Origin of the sequence: Georgenia sp. EYE_87 (assembly GCF_023148685.1) — a bacterium.
Taxonomy (GTDB): domain Bacteria; phylum Actinomycetota; class Actinomycetes; order Actinomycetales; family Actinomycetaceae; genus Georgenia.
Map to the genome: position 1 here is coordinate 262141 of NZ_JAHXNL010000001.1, position 24686 is coordinate 286826.

At 75.1% G+C, this 24686-nt stretch carries 28 protein-coding genes and 1 riboswitch; of the genes, 5 read left to right on the forward strand and 23 right to left on the reverse strand.

The window, feature by feature from the left end; genetic code table 11:
• Positions 1-3 precede the first annotated feature (3 nt).
• On the reverse strand, positions 4-453 hold the full coding sequence (locus KZX45_RS01175) for a helix-turn-helix transcriptional regulator (protein ID WP_248255880.1): 450 nt from the start codon (positions 451-453) through the stop codon (positions 4-6).
• Between the two features lie 153 nt (positions 454-606).
• On the opposite strand from KZX45_RS01175, the gene KZX45_RS01180 reads away from it, so the two are divergent.
• Positions 607-1119, forward strand: coding sequence for a DUF2975 domain-containing protein (locus KZX45_RS01180; RefSeq protein WP_248255881.1), 513 nt, complete (start codon positions 607-609; stop codon positions 1117-1119).
• Positions 1119-1373: a helix-turn-helix transcriptional regulator gene (locus KZX45_RS01185; protein ID WP_248255882.1), complete on the forward strand. Its 255-nt coding sequence runs from the start codon at positions 1119-1121 to the stop codon at positions 1371-1373. The genes KZX45_RS01180 and KZX45_RS01185 overlap by 1 nt, the downstream gene beginning before the upstream one ends.
• Positions 1374-1388: 15 nt before the next feature.
• On the opposite strand, the gene KZX45_RS01190 is transcribed toward KZX45_RS01185, so the two are convergent.
• The 5 genes from KZX45_RS01190 to KZX45_RS01210 all read right to left on the reverse strand — a co-directional run bounded on the left by KZX45_RS01190 (position 1389) and on the right by KZX45_RS01210 (position 4671).
• The gene (locus KZX45_RS01190) at positions 1389-1961 is read right to left on the reverse strand and encodes an MOSC domain-containing protein (protein WP_248255883.1); all 573 of its coding nucleotides are present in this window, start codon (positions 1959-1961) and stop codon (positions 1389-1391) included.
• Positions 1962-2009: 48 nt separating this feature from the next.
• The gene (locus KZX45_RS01195; protein ID WP_248255884.1) at positions 2010-2696 is read right to left on the reverse strand and encodes a hypothetical protein; all 687 of its coding nucleotides are present in this window, start codon (positions 2694-2696) and stop codon (positions 2010-2012) included.
• Positions 2697-2780: 84 nt separating this feature from the next.
• On the reverse strand, positions 2781-3161 hold the full coding sequence (locus KZX45_RS01200; RefSeq protein ID WP_248255885.1) for a VOC family protein: 381 nt from the start codon (positions 3159-3161) through the stop codon (positions 2781-2783).
• Between the two features lie 91 nt (positions 3162-3252).
• Positions 3253-4044 carry an alpha/beta hydrolase family protein gene (locus KZX45_RS01205; RefSeq protein WP_248255886.1) on the reverse strand — a complete coding sequence of 264 codons (792 nt, stop codon included), beginning with the start codon at positions 4042-4044 and terminating at the stop codon, positions 3253-3255.
• Positions 4045-4071: 27 nt separating this feature from the next.
• A complete protein-coding gene (locus KZX45_RS01210; RefSeq protein ID WP_248255887.1) occupies positions 4072-4671 on the reverse strand; it encodes a biotin transporter BioY in 600 nt (199 codons plus the stop codon).
• Positions 4672-4960: 289 nt separating this feature from the next.
• Between KZX45_RS01210 and KZX45_RS01215 the strand changes: the two genes are divergently transcribed.
• Entirely contained in the window at positions 4961-5314 is a 354-nt protein-coding gene (locus KZX45_RS01215) for an RNA polymerase-binding protein RbpA (protein WP_248255888.1), read from the forward strand.
• Positions 5315-5380: 66 nt separating this feature from the next.
• Here KZX45_RS01215 and KZX45_RS01220 read toward each other — a convergent pair whose 3' ends face one another.
• From KZX45_RS01220 to tatA, 6 genes are all read right to left on the reverse strand, one after another.
• Positions 5381-6133 (reverse strand): polyprenol monophosphomannose synthase, encoded by a 753-nt coding sequence (locus KZX45_RS01220; protein WP_248255889.1) that lies wholly within the window; start codon positions 6131-6133, stop codon positions 5381-5383.
• The gene (gene lnt / locus KZX45_RS01225) at positions 6130-7860 is read right to left on the reverse strand and encodes an apolipoprotein N-acyltransferase (RefSeq protein WP_248255890.1); all 1731 of its coding nucleotides are present in this window, start codon (positions 7858-7860) and stop codon (positions 6130-6132) included. Before lnt ends, KZX45_RS01220 begins: the two co-directional genes overlap by 4 nt.
• Positions 7861-8221: 361 nt before the next feature.
• A complete protein-coding gene (locus tag KZX45_RS01230; protein ID WP_248255891.1) occupies positions 8222-11080 on the reverse strand; it encodes an RNA helicase in 2859 nt (952 codons plus the stop codon).
• A complete protein-coding gene (locus KZX45_RS01235; RefSeq protein ID WP_248255892.1) occupies positions 11077-12096 on the reverse strand; it encodes a diacylglycerol kinase family protein in 1020 nt (339 codons plus the stop codon). The genes KZX45_RS01230 and KZX45_RS01235 overlap by 4 nt, the downstream gene beginning before the upstream one ends.
• Before the next feature lie 2 nt (positions 12097-12098).
• A complete protein-coding gene (gene tatC, locus KZX45_RS01240) occupies positions 12099-12830 on the reverse strand; it encodes a twin-arginine translocase subunit TatC (RefSeq protein WP_248255893.1) in 732 nt (243 codons plus the stop codon).
• 51 nt (positions 12831-12881) lie between these two features.
• Complete coding sequence (tatA, locus tag KZX45_RS01245) at positions 12882-13199, reverse strand: Sec-independent protein translocase subunit TatA (protein ID WP_248255894.1); 318 nt, start codon at positions 13197-13199, stop codon at positions 12882-12884.
• A gap of 181 nt (positions 13200-13380) precedes the next feature.
• Between tatA and KZX45_RS01250 the strand changes: the two genes are divergently transcribed.
• Entirely contained in the window at positions 13381-14394 is a 1014-nt protein-coding gene (locus KZX45_RS01250) for a glycerophosphodiester phosphodiesterase family protein (RefSeq protein WP_248255895.1), read from the forward strand.
• Here KZX45_RS01250 and KZX45_RS01255 read toward each other — a convergent pair.
• Genes KZX45_RS01255 through ribD form a run of 7 tightly spaced genes read right to left on the reverse strand, consistent with a single transcriptional unit; the run spans position 14391 to position 20346 of the window.
• Entirely contained in the window at positions 14391-14750 is a 360-nt protein-coding gene (locus tag KZX45_RS01255) for a hypothetical protein (protein ID WP_248255896.1), read from the reverse strand. The two genes, KZX45_RS01250 and KZX45_RS01255, sit on opposite strands and share 4 nt — an antisense overlap.
• 24 nt (positions 14751-14774) lie before the next feature.
• Positions 14775-15749, reverse strand: coding sequence for a WYL domain-containing protein (locus tag KZX45_RS20150; protein ID WP_248255897.1), 975 nt, complete (start codon positions 15747-15749; stop codon positions 14775-14777).
• Positions 15742-16773 (reverse strand): WYL domain-containing protein, encoded by a 1032-nt coding sequence (locus tag KZX45_RS01265; protein ID WP_248255898.1) that lies wholly within the window; start codon positions 16771-16773, stop codon positions 15742-15744. Before KZX45_RS01265 ends, KZX45_RS20150 begins: the two co-directional genes overlap by 8 nt.
• A 9-nt stretch (positions 16774-16782) precedes the next feature.
• Complete coding sequence (gene ribH / locus KZX45_RS01270; protein ID WP_248255899.1) at positions 16783-17325, reverse strand: 6,7-dimethyl-8-ribityllumazine synthase; 543 nt, start codon at positions 17323-17325, stop codon at positions 16783-16785.
• Positions 17322-18611 carry a 3,4-dihydroxy-2-butanone-4-phosphate synthase gene (gene ribB / locus KZX45_RS01275; RefSeq protein ID WP_248255900.1) on the reverse strand — a complete coding sequence of 430 codons (1290 nt, stop codon included), beginning with the start codon at positions 18609-18611 and terminating at the stop codon, positions 17322-17324. The genes ribH and ribB overlap by 4 nt, the downstream gene beginning before the upstream one ends.
• Entirely contained in the window at positions 18608-19201 is a 594-nt protein-coding gene (locus KZX45_RS01280; protein ID WP_248255901.1) for a riboflavin synthase, read from the reverse strand. Before KZX45_RS01280 ends, ribB begins: the two co-directional genes overlap by 4 nt.
• Positions 19201-20346: a bifunctional diaminohydroxyphosphoribosylaminopyrimidine deaminase/5-amino-6-(5-phosphoribosylamino)uracil reductase RibD gene (gene ribD, locus KZX45_RS01285; protein WP_248255902.1), complete on the reverse strand. Its 1146-nt coding sequence runs from the start codon at positions 20344-20346 to the stop codon at positions 19201-19203. Before ribD ends, KZX45_RS01280 begins: the two co-directional genes overlap by 1 nt.
• 83 nt (positions 20347-20429) lie before the next feature.
• Positions 20430-20564: riboswitch (FMN riboswitch) on the reverse strand.
• Positions 20565-20658: 94 nt separating this feature from the next.
• Between ribD and KZX45_RS01290 the strand changes: the two genes are divergently transcribed.
• On the forward strand, positions 20659-21801 hold the full coding sequence (locus KZX45_RS01290; RefSeq protein ID WP_248255903.1) for a DUF3866 family protein: 1143 nt from the start codon (positions 20659-20661) through the stop codon (positions 21799-21801).
• Positions 21802-21969: 168 nt separating this feature from the next.
• Here KZX45_RS01290 and KZX45_RS01295 read toward each other — a convergent pair whose 3' ends face one another.
• From KZX45_RS01295 to KZX45_RS01310, 4 genes are read right to left on the reverse strand one after another with little or no spacing between them, the layout of a single operon-like run.
• The gene (locus KZX45_RS01295; protein WP_248255904.1) at positions 21970-22437 is read right to left on the reverse strand and encodes a PH domain-containing protein; all 468 of its coding nucleotides are present in this window, start codon (positions 22435-22437) and stop codon (positions 21970-21972) included.
• A gap of 7 nt (positions 22438-22444) precedes the next feature.
• Positions 22445-23290 (reverse strand): ATP phosphoribosyltransferase, encoded by an 846-nt coding sequence (gene hisG, locus KZX45_RS01300; RefSeq protein WP_248255905.1) that lies wholly within the window; start codon positions 23288-23290, stop codon positions 22445-22447.
• Positions 23291-23347: 57 nt separating this feature from the next.
• Positions 23348-23611, reverse strand: a complete 264-nt coding sequence (locus KZX45_RS01305) for a phosphoribosyl-ATP diphosphatase (protein WP_248255906.1) — start codon at positions 23609-23611, stop codon at positions 23348-23350.
• A gap of 10 nt (positions 23612-23621) precedes the next feature.
• A complete protein-coding gene (locus KZX45_RS01310) occupies positions 23622-24674 on the reverse strand; it encodes an ABC transporter substrate-binding protein (protein ID WP_248255907.1) in 1053 nt (350 codons plus the stop codon).
• Between the last annotated feature and the right edge of the window lie 12 nt (positions 24675-24686).

Here is a 24686-nt window from a genome sequence, read left to right on the forward strand (position 1 = left end):
CGATCAGGCTAGGTGCGGCGCCGCGGCGCGTGCTTCTCGATTCCTGACCGGTCTGGTGACCTGTTTGGCGACGCACGGGGCGATCCCCTCCGTCGCGCCCGCCGACTCGCGCCGGTAGGTGCTGGGCGGCACGCCCACCAGCTCGGTGAACCGCGTGCTGAAGGTCCCCAGCGAGGAGCAGCCGACGGCGAAGCAGACCTCCGTCACGCTGAGGTCGCCACGGCGCAGCAGCGCCATCGCCCGCTCGATGCGACGCGTCATCAGGTAGGAGTACGGCGACTCGCCGTAGGCCTGGCGGAACTGTCGGCTGAGGTGCCCGGCGGACATGTGCACGCCACGGGCCAGCGCCTCGACGTCCAGGGGCTGCGCGTACTCGCGGTCGATCCGGTCCCGCACCCGGCGCAACAGCGCGAGGGCGCGCAGGCGCTGAGTGTCGGCCGACCCGCTGATCATGGGCGTGATCGTGCCACGCCGCAGGGCAGTTGCCCAGAGCCAGCCCGCGGTCCCCCGGCGGCGCTGGTCGGCCACGGCGTGCGGTCGAAACGTGTTGCGCGACCTATCGTAGAACGATAGGTTCATGCCGTCTCTCGATCTAAGGAGCCCTCCATGGGAAACCTCGCCCTCCACGCGCTCAGGGTCGTGCTCGCGATCTGTCTCGCCGGCACGCTGTTCGTCCAGGTGGTGATGGTGCCGCTGCTCGCGGTGGACCTGCAGGACGACGAGGGGGTGGTCCTCGGGGGCCTCCGGCTGCCGGTGCTGGCCGTCGTCTTTCTCTGCCTCGTCCTCCTGGGCCTCGTCACGATCCAGGTGACGCTGGCCTGCGTGTGGCGGCTGCTGACGATGGTCCGCCGCGGCACCGTGTTCTCGCACGCGGCGTTCCGGTACGTCGACGTCGTCATCGGCGCGATCGCCGTGGCGTCCGTGCTGATGTTCGGGGTGGCCGTCGTCCTCGCCCCGGGCGAGCTGGCTCCCGGCATCGTCCTGCTGATCTGCGGCGCCGCCCTGATGATCGCCGGCGTGGCGCTGATCGTCTACGTGATGCGCATGCTGCTCGCCCAGGCGGTCGCGCGCGACACCGAGGCGAACAACCTCCGGGCCGAGCTCGACGAGGTGATCTGATGCCGATCGTCGTCGACATCGACGTCATGCTGGCCCGGCGCAAGATGGCGGTCGGCACGCTCGCCGAGCGGGTCGGGATCACGCCGGCAAACCTCGCGGTGCTCAAGAACGGCCGGGCCAAGGCCGTCCGCTTCACGACGCTGGCAGCGCTGTGCGAGGTGCTCGACTGCCAGCCCGGCGACCTGCTGCGCTGGGAGCCCGAGGACCAGGCCGCCGTGGTGACGGCGGCGGACGGTGGGCGCAGCGAGAAGTGACCGCGGCTGGCCCGGCTACGGCAGCCGTGACGCGCGGCGCACCACCGCGGCACCTGCCCGCTGCGGCTGCAGCGACACCGGGCTGACCAGGACCGCCGGCCCCCTGCTGAGCACGCCGTCGGAGAGCACCCGGCAGCGCACTCCCCCGCGTCCGCGCATCGCCGCGTGGGCTCCCGGGGCGAGCACGTGGTCCATCCAGGCGCAGGGGTTCGCCGGCCGCCCGACCAGGAGCCGGACCGAGTCCCCGCGCGACTCGAGCACGATCTCCTCGCCCAGCATCGGGGCCAGCTCCGCACCCCTCAGCACGACGTTGCGCCGGGCGAGGAGGGGGTCGAACGGGCCCACCCCGAGCTCCGTCGCCATGGCCTCGAGGGCCTCGACGGCGATCAGGGTCACGGCGGCGTCCAGGTGGGCAGCCTTGCCGAAGAACCTGTCGCCGACGATGCCCTTGCCGGCCACGAGCTCGACCCGCTCGGCGTCGGCCGTCGGGACGTCCGCCGCGCCGTCGCGCGCCCGCCCGAAGTAGGCATGCTGCGGCGAGACGAGCAGGTGCAGGATCTCGACGTCGTACCGGTGGCCCGCCCTCACGTTCCCGAGTGTTCCACGCCGTCGGCACTGCAGCTGTACGGGGCGCGGTCAGCCGCCCGGACGCAGCAGGATCCAGGTGGCGCCCGCTCGCCCGAGCTCGCGCCCGTCGGCGCCGTAGGCGGTGGTCGCCGTGAAGTACTTGCGGCCGTCCTGCCCGAGCAGCTCCCCCATGACCACGACGTCCTCGCCGGCCTGCGGGGTGGCCGAGACCTGCGCCGTCATCCGCCCGAGCACCATGGGGCGCCCCTCGATCGGCGCCGCCCAGCCGCCGGGGCAGTCCAGCGCCGCCCAGACGAGCTCCGTCCGCCCGGCGAGGTTGGCGGAGACGGACCACACGCACGCGGTGCGTCCGTCCGCGAGCCGTCCCGGCTCCAGTCGCAGGCCGTCGCCCGGGTCCCGGGCCGGGCCGCAGACGAAGCAGTGCGGGAACGGGTGCTGGTGACGGCCGCCGTAGTGCTCCGCCGTCGTCCGTGCGACCTTCACGGGCACCGGTGACACGGCGGGGAGCGCGTCACCGGTGTGCGGCGCTGCCTCGGCCACGAGCACGTCGTCGGAAATCAGCCGCACGCCGTCGTCGGCGCGGGTGAGCCGCAGCGGCCGGTCGAGGGGCGGCGGGACCCGCAGCGTGACCGTGACCGGCCCCGGGCCGAGCGCGGCGGCGACCAGGCCGGCGACGTACCCGCCGTTGCCGGAGTCGTCGGGCCCGCGGAAGCGGCGGTCCACCGTGATCGTCATGGCCAGCACGGTAGCGTCCGGCCCGGCGCCGAGGACCGGGTGCGGGACCTCGAAGCGATGAGGGGGCGGGTCACCCCGCGGTCGTCACGCGGGCTGGATGACGTCCCAGCGGTTGCCGTAGAGGTCCTCGACGATGATCACGCGCCCGTGGGGCTCCTCGCGGATCTCCTCGGTCGGCACGGCGCCGTGCGCGAGGGCCTGGGCGAGGGTCGCGTCCAGGTCGTCCACGTGCAGGAAGAAGCCGACGGAGTCCCCGTTCTGCCGGCCGACGAGGGCCTCCTGCCCGGGCTTGGCGACGGCGAGGCGCAGCCCGGCCCCGCCGTCGGGCGAGCCGACGACGACCCAGCGCCTGCCGGCGCCCTGCGGGCTGTCCTCGAGCAGGTCGAGCCCGAAGGCCCCGGTGTAGAAGGCGATCGCCTCGTCGTAGTCGCGGACGAGGACGTTCACCAGCGCGACGCGTGCCATGCCACTCCCTGTGCTGGTCGGTCTGACGGTGCTGATCGGTCTGACCCTGCTGATCGGTGCTGCGCGGTGAGGCCGGATCCCGGAACTTCGTCTAGGAGCCGGTGACGGCCGCAGCGCGGTCGCCGAGCGGGAGCCAGGCGAGCACGTCCTGGATCGTCGCGTCCCAGAAGGCCCAGTCGTGCGCGCCGGGGCGCACGTCCGTCGTGAGGTCCGCGCCGGCGCGCACCGCCGCCCGGGCGAAGCTCTCCTGCTGCGCCAGGAGCGGGTCGTCGGTGCCGCACGTCGCGTACAGGCGCGGCAGGGCTGAGGGCGCGGTGCGGTCGAGGAGCGCCAGCAGGTCGTGGTCGGTCCCCCGCAGCGCGGCGGTGCCGAAGACCCGCTCGAGGAGCTCGGGCATGTCCCCGTCATCCTGGAGCCACGCCACGTCGAGGGCGCCCGAGAGCGACGCCGCCGCCGCGAACCGGTCCGGCCGGGACAGGGCCCAGCGCATCGCGCCGTACCCGCCCATGGACAGCCCGGCCACGAAGGTGTCCTCGCGGCGGTCGGAGACGCGGAAGAGCTGGCCGACGACGTGCGGCAGCTCGTCCATGAGGAAGGTGCCGTACCGGTTCCCGTGGTGCTCGTCCACGTAGAAGCTGCGGTCCACCTGGGGCATCACGACGGCGAGACCGCGGTCGGCGACGTAGCGCTCGATCGAGGTGCGGCGGGTCCAGATCGTCGCGTCGTCGCTGAGTCCGTGCAGCAGGTAGAGCACCGGCGGCGGGCCCGCGGGCGCCGCCCCGGTCATCCCGATCTGCTGCGTCGTCGCCTGCGGCAGGATCACCGTCATGGACGTGCTGAGCCCCAGCACGTCGGAGAAGAAGTCGCAGCGCAGCAGCGCCATGGGTGCTCCTCGGTCTCTACCGGTGGGTCAGCGGCGCGGGGCCCGGCCGCGCTCGCCGAGCAGCGCCCACGCCCCCGGCAGGACCAGGGCGGCCGCGACGGCCTTGATCACGTCGCCGATCAGGAAGGGCACCACCCCCAGGGCGAGAGCCTCGGGCAGGCCGATGCCGAGGAAGGCCATCAGCCACAGCACGCCCGGGACGTACACGAGCGCGGAGGCGCCGACCGCGGCGAGCGCGGTGCGCCACGGCGAGCGGTCCCCGCCGCGGCGGGCCAGGTGCCCGAGCACCGCCGCCGCGGGGAGGTAGCCCAGGACGTAGCCGAAGGAGGCCATCGCCCAGCCGCTCGCGCCGTCGGCGAAGACGGGCGCGCCGGCCAGCCCGGCGAGCATGTACACGACGACACTCAGCGCGCCCCGGACCGGGCCCAGCGCCGCCCCGACGAAGAGCACCGCGAAGGTGCCCAGCGTGAGCGGGACGGGCGTGAACGGCAGCGGCACGGCGAGCTGACCGATCGCCGCGATCAGCCCCGCTCCGGTGAGCACGAGCGCGGCGTCGCGCACGCGGGCACCGGGGACGACGTCGGCGAGGACGAGCGAACGCGACACTGGGACGGCTGCGGTTGACATGCTTCTCCTTCTGCGGTGGTGCTGGTCCGCGCCCAAGCATGCCGCACATCCGCCGGTCCGGCCCCGTTCGTCCAGGTTCGTCCGGCGCCCGCTCCCCCGCTCGCCGGCCGGGCCGTGGTGTGCCGGATAAGACGGAGGTCACAGAACTCGACGAGCAGAACCGGAACACCTGGAGGACGCTTGACGTTGGACCTGGTGGAAACACAGCGGGTGGTGGGCCCTGCCCGGCCCCCACTATCCGGACGGCGCGCACCTGCCTCCGGACCACTCACGAGCGAGGGAGATGCTCATGGCAGAACGCTCACTACGCGGTATGAAGATCGGCGCCAACAGCATGGAGTCGGAGGAGGGCGTCGAGCTCGCCCCCCGGATGCTGGCGGAGTTCACCTGCCCGGACGGGCACGTGTTCACCCTGCCGTTCTCGGTGGACGCGGAGCTGCCGCCGGTCTGGGAGTGCAAGGTCTGCGGCAAGGAGGCGCTCCTGCGCGACGCCTCCAAGCCGGAGCCGAAGAAGGCGGTGAAGCCGCCCCGCACGCACTGGGACATGCTCCTGGAGCGTCGCAGCATCGCCGAGCTCGAGGTGCTCCTCGAGGAGCGGCTCGCCCTGCTGCGCAGCGGTGAGCTGCGCCGTCGCAGCGCCTGACGTCGCCCGCCACCACGGCCCGCCCGGTCCTCGGACCCGGCGGGCCGTCGTGCGTCCGGGGCCGGCTCACCGGCGCAGGAGCCACCGGCCGAGCCCCGCGAGCTGGCGGCCGCGGTGGGCGAGGCCCCAGGCGGTCGTGCGCCACAGGGCCTCCAGGACGATCGCCCGGCTCATCTTCGACTGGCCCTCCGCGCGCTCGACGAAGGTGATCGGCATCTCCACGATCGTGCCGCCGTCGCGGTGGACCCGCCAGGTCATGTCCACCTGGAAGCAGTAACCCTGGGACTCGATCTGGTCGAGCGGCAGGCGCCGCAGCGTCGCGGCCCGGTAGACGCGGAAGCCGCCCGTGGCGTCCCGCACCGGCACGCCCAGCGCGAGCCGTACCCACAGGTTCCCGCCGCGGGAGAGGACCTCCCGGTGCGCGGGCCAGTTGACCACCGCTCCCCCGGGCACCCAGCGCGAGCCCAGCACGAGGTCCGGCGCGTCCGAGAGCGCGGCGCGCTCCAGGAGCAGCGGCAGCTCCTCCGGCCGGTGGGAGCCGTCGGCGTCCATCTCGACGACGAGGTCGTAGTCGCGCTCCAGCGCCCACCCGAACCCGGCGACGTAGGCTCGGCCGAGCCCGTCCTTGACCGTGCGGTGCAGCACGTGGACCGCCGGGTCCGCGGCCGCGGCGGCGTCGGCGAGGTCGCCGGTGCCGTCCGGGCTGGCGTCGTCGACCACCAGGACGTCCGCCGCCGGCACCGCCTCGCGGGTGCGCCGGATGGCGTGCGGCAGGGCGTCCCGCTCGTTGTAGGTCGGGATGATGACGAGCGTCCTCACCGGCGGGTCCTCCCGCCGCGGGCGGTCGAGCCGGTGCTCGTCCCGGCTCTCGAGCGCGTCCGCGCCCCTGCGGTCGAGCCGCCCCGTGTGGGCGCGGCCGTCGGGCGGCGGCCGCCCCGCGCGCCGGTGCCGGGACGACGTCGCGCGGAGGCCCGCCGGCGGGCGTCCCGGGCACGCCGGGACGACGCCACGACCCCGGCGACCACCGCGGCGGCGGCGAGGAGCCCGGTGACCAGTGCGGGCCACTGGCCGAGCCGGTCGGCGAGGGTCAGCGTGGTGCGCAGCGGCAGGGACTCGACCATCTGCTCCGCGGTGAACAGGCCGGTGGTGTCCTGGAAGACCCCGTTCGGGGTGATGACGCCGCTGACGCCGACGGTGGAGACCTGCACGACGGCGCGGCCGTGCTCGACCGCCCGGAACCGCGACATCGCGAGCTGCTGCGTCGACTCCTGCGTCATCCCGAACGAGGCGTTGTTGGTGGGGATGACGATGACCTCGCCGCCGGCCACGACCGACTCGCGGATGAGCTCGTCGTACGCGACCTCGAAGCAGATCCCGACGGCGATCGGCACGTCCCGCCCGAGGCGCTCCACCGGCACGGGCATGAGGCTCATCCCCGTGCCCGCCGCCATGTCCACGGTGATGAGGTCGACGGCGCTGGTGAACTGCCGGAAGAAGTCGCGGTGCGGCATGTACTCGCCGAACGGCACGGGGTGCTGCTTGGCGTAGACGAGGTCCGTCGGGCCGTCCGGCTCCCACAGGATCAGCTCGTTGTAGCGGGTCCTCGGGCCCTCGCCACCCGGGGCGTCGACGTAGCGCTGCGTGCCGAGCAGGATCGGCGCGCCGACGGTGCGGGCGGCGTCCTGGACGACGGCCGCCACCCCGGCGTCGGTGCGCGGGTCGATGTCCGCGGCGCTCTCCGGCCACAGGACCAGGTCCAGGCCGCCGGGCTCCACCCGCTCGAGAAGGGCCGCTGTGCCGGCGGCGTGGTTCTCGGTGACCGCGCGGGCCTGCGAGCCCGCCTCGGCGCCCTGCTGCGGCACGTTGCCCTGCACGGCCCCCACCCGCAGGGTGCCGGCCTCGGCGCGGGTGCCCAGGGGCACCAGCCACGGGGCGAAGACGAGCACGGTGACGACGAGGAGAAGGGCGCTGGCCGCGCCGACCTGGAAATGGCGCAGGCGGACCAGCGCCCCGGCGAGGACGGCCCCGACCACCACGACGGCGCCGCTGACCAGGACGGTGGAGCCGACGGAGGCCAGGCGCACCAGCGGCGCGTCGGTCTGGGAGAACGCGAGGTTGCCCCACGGGAACCCGCCGAAGGGCCACCGGGCGCGCATCTGCTCGACGGCGACCCACAGGACCGCGACGGCCAGCGGCTGAAGCCAGGTGCGGCGGGCGAGCAGCGGCACGCGCCGGACCAGCACCCAGGCGGCGGCGAAGACGCCGACGAGGGCGGCCTCCGCCACCGACAGGGCGATCCAGCCGATGGGCTCGCCGACCGCCTCGTCGGCCCAGTACAGGTGCGGGAGGAAGAACCCCAGCCCCCAAGTCAGGCCGGTGAGCCACGCCCACGGCACGGAGTCGCGGCGCAGGGCGAGCACGAGCAGCGCGACGCCCACGTACGCCATGGGCCACCACGAGCGGTTGGGGAACGCGGTGTCGGTGGCGAGCCCGCCGGCGACCGCCAGGAGCAACGTCCACCCGCGCGACGGGACGGGGCGGGGCACCAGGTCAGTCTAGGTGCGCCGTCGTGGAGGGAGGCGCACGGCCCGCCGGGCCGGGCCCGGACAGCGACAGACCCGCGTGCCCCTCGGTCCGGATGGGCCCCCCAGGGGGGGACCCAGCCGTTTTCTAACGGGCACGCGGGCCTGGTCACTGTCGATCCCGCGACGGACCGCCCGCAGCGCAGTGCGCTGTGGCGTGCCTCGCGGGGGAACAGGGGACGAACCTAGCGCCAGTCAGGCTGGGGACACAAGCCGCCCGACGCCGCAGGTCGTCGGCGAAAGTGCAGGTCAGCGGGGATTGCCGGAGACACCTTCCGCAAAACATCCCGGCGTGTCGAAGGGCGTGTCGCCGACGGCGGCAGGGTCACACGCTGGACCAGGCCACCACGCCGCGCCGGACGAGGCCCATGGCCTCGTGCGCCCGGACCGCCAGCCGCCCGCTCGGGGCGGCGGTGGCGAGCTGGTCGAGGACGTCGAGCACCTGCTTGCACCAGCGCACGAAGTCGCCGGCCCCCAGGTCCGCCGCGTCCAGGGCGTCCGTCAGGGCCGCCCCGGAGGCCCAGAGGTGGACGGCCGAGACCAGGCCGAGGTCGATCGGGTCGGTCACCGGCACGCCGTGGACACGCTCGAGCTCGGCGAGGTCGTTGCTCAGGCTCACCGTCGCCGTCAGCGCCTGGCCGAGCATGCCGTGCCGGCCGCCCGGCAGGGTGCCGGGCCCCTGCGACTCGGGCGTGCGCGCCTGGTAGACCACCGTGGAGACGACCCCGGCGAGCTCGGCCGCGCTGAGCTGGTCCCAGGCCCCCGAGCGCAGGCACTCGGCGAGCAGGAGGTCCTTCTCGGCGTACAGGCGCGCCAGCCACCGGCCCGCCTCCGTGACCTCGGTGCCGCCGTCGTCGGCCACGAGGTAGCCGAGCTGGGCGAGGACGGCGCACACCTTGTCGAAGTCCTGCGCGATGGAGCCCGTGCGCTTCTGGATCCGGGCGAGCAGCTCCTCGTGCTCGGCGGTGGCCCGCTCCCACCGGTTGGCCCAGCGGGCGTGGTCCTCGCGCTCGGCGCAGCCGTGGCACGGGTGGGCGCGCAGGCGACGGCGGAGCTCGGCGAGCTCCTCGTCGGGCCCCGCTGGGCCCGGACGGCCGGTGCGGGGGTCGGCGAGGTCGATGCGGCCCTCGGCGAGCGCGTTGCGCAGGGACGACGCGAGGTCGCGCCGCTGCGCCGGGTTGCGCGGGTTGAAGTTGCGCGGCACGCGCACGGTGCCGACCCGCTGCACCCCGTGCGGCAGGTCCTGGGCCGTCAGGGTGCGCAGCTGCCGCTCGTCGGTCAGCACGTGCAGCTGGGGCCCGTCGAAGCCGGCGTCGTCGGTCTCCAGCACGACCGCGTGGGCGGTGCGGCGTCCCCGCGGGTACGCGACCACCTCCCCGCGGCGCAGGCCGGTGAGCGAGCCGCGCACGGCGCGCCGCCGGTCCGCCGACCGCTCCCGCGAGACGTCCCCCTCGCGCCGGCTGATCTGGCGGCGCAGCTCGGCGTACTCGGTGAAGTCGCCCAGGTGGCACCGCATGGCCTCGGCGTAGCCGGCCACCGCCTCGGCGTGCTTGCGGGCCTGGCGCGCGAGCCCCACCACGCCGCGGTCGGCCTGGAACTGGGCGAAGGAGGTCTCCAGCACCTCCCGGGCCTGCGCCTGGCTCATGGTGGTGAGCAGGTTGACCGCCATGTTGTACGTCGGGTGGAACGCCGAGCGCAGCGGGTAGGTGCGCCGGGAGGCGAGCCCGGCCACGCCGACCGGGTCGATCTCGTCGGAGTAGAGCACCACCGCGTGGCCCTCGACGTCGATGCCGCGCCGCCCGGCCCGCCCGGTGAGCTGGGTGTACTCCCCCGGCGTGAGCTGGACGTGGGCGCTGCCGTTCCACTTCACCAGGGACTCGAGCACCACGGAGCGCGCGGGCATGTTGATGCCGAGCGACAGGGTCTCGGTGGCGTAGACGACCTTGACCAGCCCGGCGGTGAAGAGCCGCTCCACCGTCTCCTTGAACACCGGCAGCAGGCCGGCGTGGTGCGCGGCGACGCCGCGCTCGAGCGCCACCGCCCACGTGTCGTAGCCCAGGACCGCGAGGTCCTCGGGCGGGATCCCGGCCCCGGCGTCCTCCACGACGTCACGGATCTGGGCCGCCTCGGCGGCCGTCGTCAGCCGGAGCCCGGAGGCCACCACCTGGTGCACGGCCGCCTCGCACCCGGCCCGGGAGAAGACGAAGACGATCGCGGGCAGCAGCCCCTCGCGGTCGAGCCGCTCGACGACGACGGGGCGCGGCGCGGGCCGCACCCGGGCCGGGAAGCGCAGCCCGCCTCGCCCGCCGCCGCCCTGGTGGCGCGAGCTCCCGCCGTGCCCGCCGCGGCCGCCGCCGCGGCGGCCCGACCCGCGGCCGGTGCCGGCGTACCCGCGACCGCGCCCGGGCGTGTCCCGCGCCGACCCGGTGCGCTGGGCCCGGCGGATCGCCTCGAGCAGGTCCGGGTTCAGCGGCGGGTCCGCCCCGACGTCGGTGGGGTCGACGTGCGCGGAGTACAGGTCCAGCAGGTGCTTCTCGACCATCATGTGCTGCCACAGCGGCACCGGCCGGCGCTCCGTGACGACGACCTCGGTGTTGCCGCGCACCATCGTCAGCCACTCGCCGAACTCCTCGGCGTTGGAGACCGTCGCCGACAGGGAGACCACCTGGACCGACTGGTCGAGGTGGATGATGACCTCCTCCCAGACGGGCCCGCGGAACCGGTCGGCGAGGTAGTGCACCTCGTCCATGACGACGAACCCCAGGCCGTCGAGGGTGTCCGAGCCCGCGTAGAGCATGTTCCGCAGCACCTCGGTGGTCATCACCACCACCGGGGCGGAGCCGTTGATCGAGGTGTCCCCGGTGAGCAGGCCCACGTTCTCCTTGCCGTGGACCGCGGAGAGGTCGAGGTACTTCTGGTTGCTCAGCGCCTTGATGGGCGTGGTGTAGAAGGCCTTGCGCCCGGTGGCCAGGCCGAGGTGGACGGCGAACTCCCCCACGACGGTCTTCCCGGCGCCCGTGGGCGCTGCCACCAGGACCCCGTGGCCGGACTCGAGCGCCTCGCACGCGCGCACCTGAAAGTCGTCCAGCTCGAAGCTCAGCCGACGCCGGAACGTGCCGAGCCGGCTGCGTTCTGCCTGCTGACGGCGTCGGGAGGCGGCGTAGCGTTCAGCCGGGGAGCTCATGCCCCGAGGGTACGTGCCAGCACCCCCACCGCACGCGGATGGAGGTCGCACTGGAGCGGCAGCGCGTCCAGGCGCTCGCCGTCGCCGAACGCGACGGGCGGGGCGGCCCCCCGGGCGAGGAGCGGCTCGATGAGCACCGAGCGCGCCCGGTGCACGTGCACGGCCGGGTCGGTGACGTGCGTCCCGCGGTACAGCCGGGGGAACAGCCGCAGCAGCCGGGAGCGGCTCAGCCCGTCGGCGATGACGACGTCGAGCATGCCGTCGTCCGGCTCCGCGCCCGGGGCGATGAGCAGGCCCCCGCCGAAGCTGCGCGTGTTGGCGACGGCGACGAGCGTGCCGTCCCCCTCCCAGACCCGGCCGTCCATCGTGACGCGGTACCCGTACGGGACGTAGCCGCCCAGCTCGGCGAGCAGGGCGCGCACGTAGCGTCCGCCGTCGGCGGGCCAGGTCATGCGGTTGGCGCGGTCGTTCACGGCGGCGTCGAGCCCGCACGAGAGGACCGCCATGAACCAGTGCTCGGTGGGACCGCCTGGTCGTGACACGGCGACGGCGTCGACCAGCCGCACGCCGGCGCGGTCGCGCGCGCCGTCCCCCGCGCCGTCCCCCCCACCGTCCGTTCCATCGTGCGCCGCGAGGGCGTCGGGGACGAGCGCGAGCGATGCGGCGACGTCGTGCACGGGCAGTCCCAGGTCCCGGGCGACGTCGTTGCCGGTCCCGACCGCGACGATGCCCAGCGGCACCCCGGTGCCCGCCACGACGTTGGCGCCGAGGTGGACCATGCCGTCGCCGCCGACGACGACGAGGGCGTCGATCCCCTGCGCGAGCCCGGCCCGGGCGCGGGCGGTGGCGGTGTCGAGGTCCGGCCCGGAGAGGTCGACGGGGTCCAGCCCGGCCGCCCTGAGCCCGTCCAGCACCCGCGCGCGCACCTTCGCGCCGCGCCCCTTGCCCGAGGTGGGGTTGAGCACGAGGCCCACGCGGCCCGTCGGCTCCCGCCGGCGCGCCGCCGTCTCAGCCACGCTCAGATCCCGAGCGCGGCGTCGTGGGCCGCGCGCCGCTTGTCGGCCCGGCGGTCGTGGAGGAAGCAGACGCCGACGGCGAGGAAGAAGAGCAGGCTGATCGCGCCGCCCATGATGATCATCGACCAGGCGTCAGGGAGCGGGTTGGCGACCGCCGTGAACGCGAAGGCGAGGAGCACGGCCCAGCGCCAGCCCTGGAGGTAGGTCTTCGCACGCACGACGCCGAGGAAGTTCAGGCCGACCATGGCCAGCGGCAGCAGGAAGGCCACGCCGAAGACGAGGATGACTCGCATGAAGAAGGCGAAGTAGGTCCGCGCGTCGAGCAGGTTGAGCGCCTGGGTCGGCGTGAAGGAGGTGAGGATCTGGACGGCGTGAGGCAGGATCCACCAGGCGAGCGCCCCGCCCCCGACGAACAGCAGCGCGCCGGCGCCGATGAAGGACAGCGAGTACACCCGCTCCTTCTTGGTCAGACCCGGCGTGACGAACATCCACAGCTGCCCGATCCACCAGGGGCTGGTGAGGAACAGGCCGAGGAAGAGCGCCACCTGGATGCGCAGGTCGAACGCCTGGCCGACGGTGGTGAAGTTGAGGTTCCCGATCGCGTCGAGCGGGGCCACCATCGAGGAGAACAGCGGCGGGTAGAGGAACCAGCCGCCGACCGCCCCCACGAGGATGCCCGCCGCGGCGAGCATGAGCCGCTTGCGCAGCTCGCGGAGGTGGTCGCCGAGGGGCATGCGCCCCTCGGGATTCTTCTGTCGCGAGCGCGCGCTGACCGCGCTCACCCGTCAGGGCTGGTGCGGCGGCTGCGCGGTGGGCTGCCCGCCCGCGGGTGGCTGCTCGGGCGGCGTCGGGCCGGCGGCCGGGGCTCCGGGGTACTGGGGCCGGGTGCCCTGCGGGGGCTGTCCGCCGGTGGCGGTGTAGGAGGAGGTGTCCGCCTGGGTGCCGTCGTCGTCGTCCCGCAGCTCCTTGACCTCCTTCTTGAAGACCTTCAGCGACTTGCCGATGTTGGAAGCGATGTCGGGGAGCTTGGAGGCCCCGAAGATCAGGATGATCACCAGGAGCAGGATGATGATGTGCGAGGGCTGCAAGCCGTTGCGGAACATCGGGGCACCTTCGTTCGAGGGAGGTCTTGCCACCGAGAATAGCGCCCGGGCGGGCGGGCTCGGTCGTTCGGTCCGCCGTCGCCCGGGAGGCACCGGATGTTCACCTGGGGCGGCCGGGGTGTTCATCCCGAGGGGGCACAGTTGAGCCTTCGCACCAGCCGGCGGATCGAGGAGGACTGAGATGGATGCACCGCGCACGACGACGTCGACGGGAACGCCCGCGAGCCCGGCCGGGCTCGCGGCGCCAGCCTCGGTCGCGGGCGGTGCGGTCCCGCGAGGGCCCTGGCGTCCGGGGTTCTTCGACCTCGAGGGGCACCGGGGCGCGCGCGGTCTGGTCGTGGAGAACACCGTGCCCAGCTTCCTGCGAGCGGTCGCCCTCGGTGCGAGCACGCTGGAGCTGGACGTCCAGCTCACCGCGGACGGCGCGCTCGTCGTGTGGCACGACCCGGTGGTCGGCGCGGACAAGGCGGTCGACACCGGCCCCGCCGTGCCCGCGGACACCGCGTTCCCCTACGTCGGCACCCCGGTGGTGGACCTGACGCTGGGGCAGCTCTCCTGCCTCGACGTCGGCCGGCGGACGCTGCCCGCCTTCCCGGGCCAGCAGGCACGGCCGGGCGCACGCATCCCCCTCCTGGCGGAGGTGCTCCAGGCCGTCGGCGAGGTGGACCCCGACGTGTGGTTCCTCGTCGAGATCAAGTGCGACCCCACCCGCCCGGAGCTGAGCAGCACCCCGGAGGACCTGGTCGGCGCCGTCCTCGACGTGGTGGACGCGGCCGGGGCCGGCGGCCGCGTGGTGCTGGAGTCCTTCGACTGGCGCGTCCTCGAGCGCGCCCGGCGCGTTGCGCCCCAGCTGCCGCTGGCCGCCCTCGCGAGCGGACGCACCTTCGCTCCGGGCAGCCCGTGGACGGGGTCGCTGCGCTACGAGGACCACGACGGCGACCTCGTCTCGGCCGCCGTGGCGCTCGGGGCGGTCGCCGTCGCCCCGGCGTACGCCGAGCCCCACGGGACGACGGCGGCGGATCCGCGGTTCCGTCTCGTGACCGACCGGGAGTTCGTCGACCGGGCCCACGCGGCGGGGCTGGCCGTCGTGCCGTGGACGGTCAACACCGAGCGGGACCTCGCCCTGGTCATCGAGGCCGGGGTGGACGGGCTCATCACGGACTACCCGGACCGCGCCGCCCGGCTGCTGCGTTAGTCGCCGGGGGTCCGCACGACCGAGGGCGCCGGGGTGGCGTCGAGGAGCCCGTGCCGGCGCCAGCGCGCCGCGGACCGCTCGAGCCGTCCCTGCCGCTGCCGGGACCGCGCGACCTTGACCCGCTCGCGGGTGGCGCGGGCACGGTCGAGGGTGGACTCCTCGCCCACCACCCCGGGGACGTGCCGCGGCCGGGCGGGGGCGGCGTCGTCGCCCGCGCCCTCGAGCCGCTCGGCGGCCGCCGAGAGCGCGCTCGCCTCGCGCCCGAGCGCCTGGAGCTGGCGCCACAGGCGCAGCGCGAGCAGGACGCCGGCGCCGAGCGCCGCGAGGACGAGGACCACCCAGATCAGCCACCACACGCGCCCCAGGATAGGGGGCGCAGGTCAGGACAGGTGACCGTACTCCTCCAGGGCGCGGCGGGCGCGGGCGGCGACCTCCTGCGCCAGGGCCGGCGGGGAGACCGCCAGGACGGCGTCGCCGAGCGAGAGCAGCAGGTTGCTGACCCACGCCGGGTCGCCGGCGCGCAGGGTGATCCGCAGGTTGCCGTCGGGCAGGTCGGTAACCTCCTCGACCGGCGTGTGCTCGGCGACCCACCGGGCGGCGGAGGCCAGGTCGAGGGTGACGAGGCGGCCCTCGCCCTCCCAGGGGCGGTCGTCGCCCGAAAGGAGGTCGGGGTGCGCGGAGGCCGGGACGTCGAGCTCCTCGACGGCGAGGATGCGGTCGAGGCGGAAGGTGCGGGCCCCCTGCGCGCGGTGGCACCAGGCGCGCAGGGACCAGGTCACCCCGTCCGAGCGGACCTCCACCGGGTCGACGTCACGCTCGGTGACGACGTCGGCCGCCGAGACGTAGCGCAGGTGCAGGCGCCGGCCCCGGGCGATGGCGCCCTGCACGCTCTCGAGGGTGGCGGCCGGCGCGTCCGTGCGGACCTCCACCTGCACCGAGGCTGCCTGCTCGGCGGCCCGGCCGGTGGCGGCGGAGAGCTTCTCGATGGCGGACTCCAGCGCGCCCGGCTCGCGCCGGAGGCCCGGGTGGGTCTCGACCACCTCGCGCAGCGACCGCAGCGCGAGCAGCAGCGCGATCGCCTCGGAGCTGGCGAGGCGGAGCGGGCGGTCCATGCCGCGCGCCTCGGTCAGGGTGAGCTCGCCGTGGTCCAGCGCGTCGGCGGAGAAGTCGATGAGGTCGTCCGGGAAGTAGCCGGGGGTGCCCGTCACCCACAGGAGGTTCACGTCCGCGAGCACCTGCGCCTCGGTGGTCCGGAAGTGGGCGGCGACCTCCGCGACCGGCGCACCGCGGTGCTCGCCGAGGTAGGTCACCAGGGCGAGCAGACGGGTGACGCGCTCGGCGGTCGTCTCAGCCACGGGGCACCTCCTCCGGTGCGCGGTCTCCGGGATCGAGCGCGGAGTCCAGCGCGGCGACGGCGCGCAGCCGCCGGAGCACGGCCTCGCGCAGATCGGGCGGGTCGAGCACGAGGACGGCCTCCGCGTAGGCGGCGAGCTCCTCGGCGAGCAGCTCGGCGTCGGTGTAGGGCAGCTCGACCAGGTCGCGGTCGGCGAGCGGTCCGGTGCTCGCGGCGGGGTCGGCGCCGGGAACCTTGCGGCCCCGGGCCCGGAGCGCGGCGGCCCTGCCGGGCAGCAGCGCCAGCCGGGCGGTGCCCGCCCGGGGGCGTGCCCGCTCGACCAGGGCGCCGACGTCGACGGCCGCCGGCGCCTCGAACGCCGCCGGGGCGCCCGTGGCACGGACGCGGCCCTGGATGCGGGAGAGCCGGAACGCGCGGGGCGCGTCGCGGTCGACGTCGTGGCCGACCAGGTACCAGCCGCGGTCGCGGCTGAGCAGGCGCCACGGCTGCACGGTGCGGCGGGCCACCTGGCCGGTGCTCGCGGCGCGGTAGGTGAACGTGACGACGCGGCGGGCGTCGATGGCCTCCAGCAGGGGGGCGAAGGCGGCCTCCGGCCCACGCACCCGCAGCGCCAGCCCGGCGTGCGCGTCCGGCTCGGCCGCCGGACCCACGGCCCGCAGCTTCGTCACACCCCGCCGCGCGGAGGAGCGCAGCGCGGCGTCCTGCCACAGCTCGGCGGCGAGAGAGAGCACGCCGACCTCGGCCGGGGTGAACGTGACCTCCGGGAGCGTGTAGCCCGCGGCGTCGATCCGGTAGCCGACGTCGTCCTCGTGCACCGGGTCGTGCTCGACGACGAGCGGGACGCCCATCTCCCGCAGGAGGTCCTTGTCCCGCTCGAACATCCGCTCGAAGGCGGCGTCGCTGGCGGCGTCGGCGTAGCCGTTGACCCGCGTGCGGATCTCCTGCTTGGTCATCCACCGCCTGGTGTGCGTCAGCGCGATCACCAGGTCGAGCAGCCGTTCCGCCGCCTCCACTCGCTGAGCCACTCCCCCACGTTACCGGGCCGCGTTCGCGGCTCCCGCCGCCAAGCGGGGCGCACGGTCCGTATCGTCCCCGGCCGCGCTGACCCTGCCGCGCAGGCGCCGCAGGGTCAGCGCGGTCGCCACCGCCGCCTCGGCGGCCTCGGCGCCCTTGTCCTCCCGGGATCCTGGCAGCCCGGCCCGGTCGAGCGCCTGGGCCTCGTTGTCGGTGGTGAGCAGGCCGAAGCCGACCGGGACGCCCGTGCGGACGGCGACGTCGGTGAGGCCGGTGGTCGCCGCCTGGCAGACGTAGTCGAAGTGCGGCGTCCCGCCCCGGATGACCACGCCGAGCGCCACCACGGCGTCCGCGCCTCCGCGGGCCGCCTCCGCGGCCACCACCGGCAGCTCGAACGAGCCCGGGACGCGCACCACCTCGTGCTCGACGTGCGCCGCCGCCAGCGTGCTGACGGCCCCGGCGAGCAGGCCGTCCATCACCTCGGTGTGCCACTGCGCGGCGATGACGACGACGCGCAGCCCCGTCCCGTCGTTCGTCAGCCTCGGTGCTCCTGCGCCGCTCATCGCGTCGCCTCCTCGTGCTCGGGCCGGACCGGCGCGCCCACGGCGTCCAGGCCCGGCAGGTGGTGGCCCATCGCGGACCGTTTGGTGCTCAGGTACTTGTGGTTGTGCTCCGTGACGGTGGTCTCGAGACCGACGATCTCCCGGACGTCGATCCCGCCGTCCCGCAGGCCGGCGGCCTTGTCGGGGTTGTTCGTCAGCAGCCGCACGCGGCGCAGGCCGAGGTCGGCGAGGATCGCCGCGCCGGCGGCGTACTCCCGGGCGTCGGCGGGCAGCCCAAGGTCCAGGTTGGCCTCGAGGGTGTCGCGGCCGGAGTCCTGCAGGCCGTAGGCCCGGATCTTCTGCAGCAGCCCGATGCCTCGGCCCTCGTGGCCACGCAGGTAGATCACGGCGCCGCCCTCCCTGCCCGCCGCCTCCAGGGCCGCCCGCAGCTGGGGCCCGCAGTCGCAGCGCAGGGAGTCCAGGGCGTCCCCGGTGAGGCACTCGGAGTGCAGGCGGACGAGCGGCGCACGCCCGGTCGCCGGCGCACGGTCGGCCACGAGCGCCGTGTGCTCGGCCCCGGTGGTCAGGTCCTGGTAGCCGTGCATCGTGAAGGTGCCGTGCCCGGTCGGCAGCGACGCGCTGCCGGTCCGGCGCACGCGGGCCGGCGCCGGCGGGTCCGCCGGGTCGTGCGCCCGCCGCCAGGCGGCCAGCTCGGCGATGGTCAGGAGGACGAGGTCCTCGCGGGAGGCGAGCTCGGTGGCCGCAGGGAGCCGGAGCATGGTGCCGTCGTCGTGGACGAGCTCGGCGATCGCCGCGACCTCGCCGGCGCCGGCGAGGCGACACAGGTCCACCGCCGCCTCGGTGTGCCCGCCCCGCTCGAGCACCCCCCCGGGCACGGCGCGCAGCGGCACCACGTGGCCGGGGCGGACCAGGTCGGCGGGGGTGGTGGCGGGGTCGGCGAGGGTGCGCAGGGTCAGGGCGCGGTCGGCGGCCGAGATGCCCGTCGTCACGCCGCGGGCCGCGTCCACGGTGACCGTGTACGCCGTGCGGCGGGGGTCCTGGGTGGCGGCCACCATGAGCGGCAGGTCCAGGGCGTCCGCCCGGGCGGCGGGCATGGGCGCGCAGACGTACCCCGAGGAGTGACGGATCGTCCAGGCGAGCCACCGCGGCGAGGCGGTCGCGGCGGCGAGGACGACGTCCACCTCGTCCTCCCGGTCCCTGTCGTCGGCGACGAGCACGGGCCGGCCCGCGCGGAGCGCGGCGAGTGCGTCCTCGACGGTGTGCCGGGCGGTGGTCACCGCGGTCACCGGTCCGCCCCCGTGAGCCGCTCGACGTACTTGGCGACGACGTCGACCTCGAGGTTCACCGCCGCGCCGACGGCGAGGGTGCCCAGGGTGGTCGCGGCGAGCGTGGTCGGGATCAGGGCGATCCCGAAGCTCGCGTCGCTCACGTGGGTGACCGTCAGGGACACCCCCTCGACGGCGACGGACCCCTTCTCGGCCACGTACCGGGCCAGGCTCGTGGGCAGCGCGATCTCCACCTCGTCCCAGCGCGGACCGGGCGTGCGGCTGACGACGGTGCCCACCCCGTCGACGTGGCCCTGCACGATGTGCCCGCCCAGGCGTGCGTCGGCGCGGACCGCGCGCTCGAGGTTGACGGGCGCACCGGCGGCGAGCCTGCCCAGCGTGGTGCGGGCCAGCGACTCGGGCATGACGTCGGCGCTGAAGCCGCCTGCGTCGTGGTCGGTGACGGTCAGGCAGACGCCGGCGACGGCGACGGAGTCGCCGACGGCGAGGTCCTCCGTGACCGTGGTGGCGGCGAGGTGGAGGCGGGCGGCGCCGTCGACGTCCTCGCGGTCGCGGACGGTGCCCACCTCCTCGACGAGTCCGGTGAACATCAGCTCTCTCCTTCCTGCGGGTGGGATCCGGCGTCCTGCCGGGGGGTTTCGGGCCGGGCGGCGAGGAACAGGTCCTCCCCCAGCCGCCGGGTCGTGACGGTCCGCCAGCGCAGCGCGTCGGCGATGGTACGCACGCCCAGGTCTCCGACGGCGCCGGCCCCGGTGCCCAGCAGCACGGGCGCGACGTAGGCGTGGAGCTCGTCGACGAGGCCGGCGCGCAGGGCAGCGGTGAGCAGGGTGGGGCCGCCCTCGAGGAGGGCCTGCCGCACACCGCGACGGTGGAGCTCCTCGAGCACCACGCCGAGGTCGCGGGTGGGCAGGTGGAGCCACTCCCCCGGGCCGCGGCGCACCCGGGCGTCGTCGGGCACAGGGCGCTCGCCGACGACCACCCGCAGCGGTTGCCGTAGGGACGCCGCCGGGGCTTCGGCCCCCTGCAGTCCCGGGGCCTCCGCCGCGCGCCCGGGCGGGCGGGCAGTCAGAGCGGGGTCGTCGGCGAGGACGGTCCCGGTGCCGACGAGGATGGCGTCGACGTCGGCGCGCACCGTGTGGGCGTGCTCGCGCGCCTGCTCGGAGGTGATCCAGCGGCTCGTGCCGTCGCCGGCGGCGACGCGCCCGTCGAGGGTGGTCGCGGTCTTCGCCACGAGCCACGGCCGGCCGCGGCGCACCGCGGTGCGCCAGCTGTGGGTGAGTTCCTCGGCCCGCGCGGCCACCGCCGGGTCCACGCCGGCGGCGCGGGCGGTGAGCACGTCCACACCGTGCCCGCGCAGCCACGCCGCCCCGCCGGCCGCGCGCGGGTCCGGGTCGGTCGTCGCGTGGACCACCCGGGCGATCCCGGCGGCGTGGAGGGCGCGCGAGCACGGCGGCGTGCGGCCGGCGTGGTGGCACGGCTCGAGGGTGACGACGGCGGTGCCGCCGACGAGCTCGTCGCGCCGGGCCGGGTCCACCCCGGCCAGCGCGTCGGCCTCGGCGTGCGCGGTGCCCGCGCCGCGGTGATGGCCCTCGGCGAGCACGTCGCCGTGCACGCCGAGCAGCACGCACCCCACTCGGGGGTTGCCCCCGGCGAGGGGGCCACGCGCGGCCAGCGCGGTCGCACGGTCCAGCGCGGCGGTCACGGTCACCGCGCGCGTCGTGGTGGTCGTCGCCACTGCTCCTCCTGCCTCTCGGCACGGGCGGCCGGGCAGGGAGGTGCGACGACGAGTGGCGCCGGACGGACGGATCCGTCACGGCGCCACGTGCTGCCTCCCATCCGGACTTTCACCGTCGGTCCTGGAGTTCCACCAGGTCAGCCGGTACCGATGCTGCTGGTACCGGGTCGCGGACTGTCACCGCCGGCTCGGAATTTCACCGACCCCGGAGCACGTGCTTGCTCTACCGCCGATGGTGCCACACGACCCTCGGCACCGGGGAAAGGTGTCCGGACCGTGGGCCACGGGCGCACCGCCGGTACCGTGGCGGCCGTGATGATCTGGCGCGACGGTGTGGTGCGGGGCGTGCGCGCCTCCTGGGACGGGGCGGTGGAGCTCGACGTCGAGATCGCGGGCGGCGGCGCGGAGCCGCCCCTGCCCGCGGGCGCGACCGTCCGGGCGCTGGCCTACGTCCACCTGGTCGGCGAGCCGGCCGTGGGCGACCGCGTCACTCTCTCCGCCGCCGCGCTCGCCCGGGGCCTGGGCACCGGCGGCTACGCCATGGTGGTCGCCCTGCCCGACCGTCTGCCGGCCGACCCGCCCCCCGGCCCGGGCCACCTCGTCAAAGCGCGCTACACCCCGCTGCAGACGATGGTGCTCGGGGTCGACGAGCAGGAGTCCGAGCACCACGAGATCCTCCGCGAGGCCGACGACCTCGGCGGCACGCCCGTCGTCGTCGCCGACCTCCACTCCGCGCTGCCCGCGGTGCTCGCGGGGCTGCGCACGGTGGATCCCGCCCTGCGCGTGGCGTACGTGATGACTGACGGCGGAGCCCTGCCGGCCTGGTTCTCCCGCACGCTCGCCGGGCTCCGGGCGGGGGGCTGGCTGGCCGGCTCGGTGACGGTCGGGCAGGCGTTCGGGGGCGACCTGGAGGCGGTCACCCTCCACACCGGGCTGCTGGCGGCCCGGCTCGTGCTCGGGGCGGACGTCGCCGTCGTCGCCCAGGGCCCGGGCAACCTCGGCACGGGCACCCGGTGGGGGTTCTCCGGGACCGCGTGCGGCGAGGCCGTCAACGCGGCCGTCACGCTCGGCGGCGCCCCGGTGGCGTCGCTGCGGGTCTCCGGCGCCGACCCCCGCGAGCGGCACCGCGGGATCTCGCACCACTCGCTGACCGCGTACGGGCGCGTGGCGCTGGCGCCTGCAGACGTGGTCGTGCCGCGCTTCGACGCCGGCTCGGCACTCGAGGACGCGGTCCCGGCCGGGCTCGGCGACCGCGTGCGGGAGCAGGCCGCGACCCTGGCGGCGCCGACGGGGATCCACCGGCTGGTGGAGCTCTCCACGGCGGGTCTCGCCGAGGCGCTCGCGGCCTCGCCGGTGCGGCTCTCGACGATGGGGCGCGGGCTCGAGCAGGACCCGGCCGCGTTCCTCGCGGCCGCCGTCGCCGGCGTGCACGCGGGCCGGCTCGCCCGGGTCTGAGCTGCCGCCGTCGCCGGCGTGCACGCGGGCCGGCTCGCCCGGGTCCGAGCTGCCGCCGTCGCCGCCATCCTCTGGCCGGTCTGTGCCACTGGTGCGCGGCACGAAATGCGCCGGAGTGTCACGGACCGTGCAGCAGTTGCCGGCAGCGTGACCCGTCGAGCGCGACGCTCAGGCGTCCGGCGAGGAGGCCGCGCCTTCCTCGTGGAGGGCGACGAGGGTCGCGAGGCGACGGGCCTCCGCCCGCCCGCGATCGCCGTCGGCCCGCTGGATGGCCATGACGGCGAGGGTGCTGCCGTCGGAGAGGTCGAGCTGGACCCAGGGTGCGCCGTCGCCGAAGTTCACGGAGAGGATCTCGGCCCACTCGATCTCGCGGGTGTGGATGATGTTGCGCACCACCATGCCGCGCTCGCCCGGACGGGCGGCGACCGCCCCCTGGCGGTAGAGGAACCAGCAGATGCCCAGGGCCAGCACCGCGGTGCCCACCTGGTCGGCCGGGCCGAACACGACGCCCTCCATGCGGGGCAGCGTGACGATGATCCCGGCCGCGCCGGCCACCGTGAGCAGGCCCAGGAACACGGTCATCAGGCGCGCCGCCCGCGGTCTGAACGGCGCGTGGAGCTCCTGGTACCGGTCCACGGCTCCGTCAGATCCGGCAGGCGTGGATCGAGGTCACCAGGATGGCCCGGGCGCCGACGTCGTAGAGCTCGTCCATGACCCGGTTCGTCGCCTCCTTGCGCACCATGGAGCGCACCGCGACCCACTCGCCGTTGTGCAGCGGGGAGACGGTCGGCGACTCCAGACCGGGCGTGATCGCCACCGCCTCCTCGACGTGCTCGACCGGGACGTCGTAGTCCATGAGGACGTACTGGCGGGCGACGAGCACGCCCTGCAGCCTGCGGTCGAGCACGGTGAGCCCGTTCGTGACCTCGTGCCCGCGGGGGTGGATGAGCACGGCCTCGGACTTCAGGATCGGCTCGCCGAACGTGGACAGGCCGGCGGCGCGCAGCGTCGTGCCGGTCTCGACGACGTCCGCGACGACGTCGGCGATGCCCAGCTGGACGGCCGACTCCACGGCACCGTCGAGGTGGACGACCGTCGCGTCCACGCCGTGCTCGGCGAGGTAGTTGCCCACGAGGACGTCGTAGCTGGTGGCCACCCGCTTCCCGGCGACCTGCTCCAGGGACGTGACCTCCCCCGCCGGGGCCGCGAAACGGAAGGTCGAGCGGGCGAAGCCGAGCGACCGGTGCTCGACGGCCTCGACGCCGGAGTCCAGCAGCAGGTCGCGGCCGGTGATCCCGACGTCCACGGTGCCGGAGCCGACGTAGACCGCGATGTCGCGGGGGCGCAGGAAGAAGAACTCGACGTCGTTGTCCGGGTCGGGCAGGACGAGCTCGCGCCGGTCACGGCGCTCGCGGTAGCCCGCCTCGACGAGCATCTCGCAGGCGGGGTCGGACAACGAGCCTTTGTTGGGCACGGCGATACGCAGCACGGCTGGCTCCTGTGGTGCGGTCAGGGGCGGACGGGTGGGTGGGGCGGTCGGGACGGGTCAGAGATGGCGGTAGACGTCCTCGAGCGTCAGCCCGCGAGCGATCATCATCACCTGGAGGTGGTAGAGCAGCTGGGAGATCTCCTCCGCCGCTGCGGCGTCGCTCTCGTGCTCGGCGGCCATCCAGACCTCGGCCGCCTCCTCGACGATCTTCTTGCCGATCGCATGGATCCCCGAGTCGAGCTCCGCGACGGTTCCCGACCCTTCGGGTCGGGCGGCGGCCTTGTGCTCCAGCTCGGCGAAGAGCTCCTCGAACGACTTCACGCCGACCACCCTAGTTGCTCGGCACGGGCAGGAACTCGTCGGTCCAGGCCTCGGCCGGGTCGACGGCCGCGTCGAGCAGGCCGTTGTCCTGCATGAGCGTCACCATCGCCTCCCACGTCCCCGCGGACTGGGCGCCGATCGCGTCGCCCTCGCCGTAGAGCGGGATGGTCGCCTCGAGGGTGGCGAGCGCCTCCTCCTGCCGGTCCTGCCGGCCGAGGTCCGGGACGTACTCCGCCGAGAGCTCGACGGCCTCCTGGGGGTCGGCGACGGTGTCGCGGACGCCCCGCAGGGTGGCCTCGACCACGGCGGCGACGTCCTCCGGCCGGTCCTCCGCCGTCGCGTCGAGGACGCCCAGGCCGATGCCGACCAGCGGGACGTCCCCCTCGGTCACCGGGATGGTGCGGACCTCCTGCCCTGCCAGCGCGAACCGGACGGCGTCGTTGTTGACGTACCCCATGACGGCGTCCACGTGGCCCGCCGTGAGCGCGGCCTGCTGGGTGAACCCGATGTGCTCGACGGCGACGTCCTCCTCGGTCAGGCCGGCGCCGTGCAGCAGCGCCACCAGACCGAAGTAGGTCTCGCCGAACGGGCCCGGGATCCCGACCTTGTGGCCCTTCAGGTCCGCGGCCGTCTCGATCGGCGAGTCCGCCGGGACGATCAGCGCGACGGGGTACTCCTGGTAGAGCGTCGCGACGTCCAGCAGCGGCACCTCCTGGGAGCGGGCCTGAAGCATCTCGTCCCCGCCCGCGACCACGACGTCCTCCTGGCCGCCCGCGACGGCGGTGAACAGCCCCTCGTTCGCGCCGTGGTGGCGCAGCGTCACGTCGAGCCCGGCGTCCTCGTAGTACCCCTTCTCGGCGGCCACGTAGAACGGCGCGAACTGGATGTCCGGCGTGTACGTGAGCCCCACGGTCAGCTCGGCGGCGGCGCCCGCGGTCCCCGGGGCGGACGCCGACGGCTGGTCCTGAGCAGCCGGCGGCGTGGTGCAGGCCGCCAGCGCGAGGACGGCGGGGGCGAGGACCGCGACGGCGAGACGGCGGGGGTGGCTGGGGTGGCGGGACAACGGTGCTCCAGT